Source organism: Geobacillus sp. LYN3, from assembly GCF_003064505.1.
Taxonomy (GTDB): Bacteria; Bacillota; Bacilli; order Bacillales; family Anoxybacillaceae; genus Parageobacillus_B; species Parageobacillus_B toebii.
In genome coordinates this window covers 992209-995901 of the sequence record NZ_QCWL01000001.1, presented here as the reverse complement: position 1 = coordinate 995901, position 3693 = coordinate 992209, and the positions used below count along the sequence as shown (strand labels likewise).

Sequence of the window (3693 nt, the reverse complement as noted above, 5' to 3'; positions counted from 1 at the left end):
GGTCGTATAAATCACACTTCGAATACTGCTTGGATAGTCCATAAAGGTGAGAAGGACATCCAACTCATTTGCCCACGATTGGACTTCCCTTGGGTATTTGTGAGACCATTTGGATTGAAACTGTTGAAACATCTCCAATGCGATTTCTTTATTCGGAGAACGATAAATGAGTTTCAGGTCCTCCGCCATTTCTAATTGATCTTTTTTCCGAACACAACGGAGATAGCAGCCGTTTCTCCTATTCGGTGTTCCAGCCTGTTCGATTTCGAGGAAATGTTTGATTTCTTCCCGCATAATCAGCTCTAATTTTTCTTTCACAAATTGACGAATAACACTTTCCAGTTGATTTGCCCAGTCGACATTCGGTATACTTCTTTTAGACATAGGTAGGGTTCTCCTTTCTCTAAGATTTTTGGTCCAATCAGAGAATACCCTACCTTTTTTCTTTTGTTCTAGCAAAATGTTTTACACAAACTTTTATACATCATCGAGAAATTTGTCTAATAACAATAAACCAGCATTAGGAATCCAGTATCCTAATGCTGGTTAAAAAGAGATCGTGTCATATATGCTTGTTTCGGATGGTTTATTTGCTCTGGATATAGCGGTTCTAATTTCCCTTCCTTAAGCAATCGTGAAATGTACTTTTTGCGAAGAGGATCCATCTGCCTATTCAGTAATTGACTTAATTCTTTGAGCGTTAACGGCTTAATTGCACAAAGATTTAAAATGATCTCATCCATTTCGGAAGGATGTAATCTCTTTTTCTTCCTTGCTAATTCAGAAATATCCAATAGCACTTTTTCATGATCTTTTGTTTGTTCGTTTTCGTTAGGTCCGGAGTTAGCAGCGTTAGGTCCGGAGTTATTAGCACTAGGTCCGGAGCTTATTCGATTATATCTGGAGTTCCCTATAGACTTTTGATAAAACATTTCCGTTAGCGTATATTTTGTACCTCTTCCTTGTCCATTTGGTTCTAAATATCCTTTTTCCACCAGTACGGATAATAATTTGCTTATTTCATCACTCTTTTTATCTGTCAGGCTTTGCAATCTCGTATTGGTCACATAATTTTCTTGATGTGCCGTCACTAAAATTAATACTTCATCATTGGTTAAAAACTTATAATGTTTCCCAAGAACTGCTTTTAGAAAATCGACGCTTTCCTGCGGTAATAATGAAGTTGTTCGCAACGTAAGAATCGTGCGATCCGGCTGAAATTCTTCAATTAATTCTGGGGCAGTCCAATGTTGTTCTTTCCACGCCAAATGAATATTCTCAATCCCCGACCCTGCCCGTTCACCAAGTCCGATTAACATAAACATTTTAAAAATCGTTGGATTTCTCGGATCACTTATTCCACCTTTCAGTGCTTGTTGCAAAGGAATCCGAAGAACACCCGGGTTGGAAAATCGAAATAACATCTTTTCCTTTTCGATAACAATTCCGCGTTGCCCGTAGTAATCGGCATGAGCCAACGTATTGACTAAAGCCTCACGAAGAGCAGCGTGCACCCTTGTATCATCCTTGCGAAAAAGCCCCTCCATTTGAAAAGGAATGTTTAAATCATCCGTTAGTCTGCGGATCACTTTAAAATAAAAATCATACAAATTCCCCGACCAAGTGCCGTCGGAAGAAATAATCCGATCTGTCCATCTCTCCCCCGGCACATCCAAACTCTTTTCCCGATATTCTAAGAAATACTGCGGTAAATACTCTGTAATGCTGCGCTCTTCCCCAAACATGAGCAATCCGGCTAATGTTAGCCCTTCCTCGTTAGTTTCGCGCAGCCTTCCCAAAGCTCCAATTTTATATAAAAATTCCTTCAGTTCTAAACCATTCCAAGGATGATCTGGTTTCAAAGAAGAAAAGCGATTTCGATAACTTCTCACCGATTCCATATTCAAATCATTTAAACCGTAATTGGGAAGAACTTTGCTGTCTTGAGGAATTGGCGATTGGTCCGCTATCATTCGCTGTACTTCTTCTTTTGTACATTTATAGTCTCCTTCATAATTGCGGCGATATGTACCTGTAAAAGGATTATGACCAATATAAATTGGCTTGTCCTCACGTGAAGCTCTTGGAACATAAATTTTCACGATTTCTTTCCCATCAACTTCAATAATTTCTACATTTCGATCCACTAAGATATTTTTACTAATCCTTTGGGGATTATTAATTCCATCCCAAAAGTCTTTGACTAACTTTTTTGCATCAACATCGACTGGGAAAAACTCTTGTCCTTTTTGCTCGACCCCAAGCAAAATAATACCGCCATTTGTATTCGCAAAAGCAGAATACGTTTCCCAAACATCTTTCGGTAAACCGCCTTTGGCTGCTTTACATTCCAATTCGGCATTTTCTCCATCTTCTATAATACGCAACAAATCCTTCGCGTCCATTCCGCCATATATCCCCTTTAAATTTCTAATATTTACTACAAATTATTTGACAACGAAAAGAAACAATCCTTTTAACATTTAACAAATTATACAATTTTCCATTTGTCAAAGAAATTTATGATTCACCAGGACAAAATGTATTACAAACGTTATTTTAGCATGATCACTAAACATTATCGAACCATGCAGCAAACCATTGGTACCGTCAAGAATTTTGTGTAATGCAAGATAGATAGGGTATCTCTGAAATGGATTTGGAATGGATAGGGGACTAGTTTCCTCCACACAAAGGACTGAATATTCAGTCTCTTGTGTGGAAAGGGAGAATCCCCTTATCGTATTGGTTTGATATTTACATTATTTGGTTAATTGTAACGTTCTTCAAATATTCGCTCGAGGGCTTCCTGTGCTTCGGCAAATCCTCTTAACTTTCGCCCTGCCCATTTCTCATTAAAATCTTGAATGGTTAAATACACGACTTTTTCCGCGGCTTCTAAACTGCTCAAACTGTTCATCGGCTTTAGACGTTTCCGAATCTCCTTAATCGTTCGTTCGATGGCATTCGTCGTGTAAATCACACTTCGAATACTGCTTGGATAGTCCATAAAGGTGAGAAGGACATCCAACTCATTGGCCCAAGATTGAACTTCTCTCGGGTATTTACCAAACCATTTCGACTCAAACTGTTGAAACATTTGTAACGCCATCTCCTTACTCGGCGCGCGATAAATCAGCTTGAGATCCTCGGCCACTTCGAATTGGTCTTTTTTCCGAACACGGCTGAGGGTGTTGCGGACTTTGTGAACGACACAGCGCTGCACATCAGCTTTCGGATAAACCCGCCTTAAAGGCTTCCTCCAGCCCCGTAAGGCCATCGAATGCGCCCAGAAACACTTCCTTGACGCCTCTTTTGTAGAGCTGTTGGAGAATCTCCTGCCATACATAGGCGCTTTCCTGTCCTCCTATGAAGAAATCCAGAATTTCTCGATCCCCTTCTTCATTCACCCCTAACACCACATAAATGACTTCTTTCTCCACGGTTTCGCGACGAAGTTTTACGTATAAACCATCCAAATATAAGACGGAATAACGCTTGTGCAGTGGACGAGTGTGCTATTTCTCGATGTCTTCTTTCACGACATCGGTAATACGGCTGATCGCCGCTGGAGAATAAGCATTTCCTAGAATTCGTTCGATAAACTTGCCAATTTCACGCGTACTCATGCCACTTTGATACATCCTGATGATGGCTTCCTCCAGCCAGCCGGTGTGCCGTTGGTAAGGGGCA

General features: G+C 40.2%; 1 protein-coding gene and 2 pseudogenes. All 3 read right to left on the bottom strand.

What is annotated here, in order from left to right:
* Nucleotides 1–222 (bottom strand): annotated as a pseudogene (locus tag DCC82_RS18820) (transposase); the annotation flags it as partial.
* Between the two features lie 314 nt (nucleotides 223–536).
* Nucleotides 537–2405, bottom strand: a complete 1869-nt coding sequence (locus DCC82_RS05180; protein ID WP_097354146.1) for an RNA-binding domain-containing protein — start codon at nucleotides 2403–2405, stop codon at nucleotides 537–539.
* A 365-nt stretch (nucleotides 2406–2770) separates the two neighbouring features.
* Nucleotides 2771–3693 (bottom strand): annotated as a pseudogene (locus DCC82_RS05175) (IS256 family transposase); the annotation flags it as partial.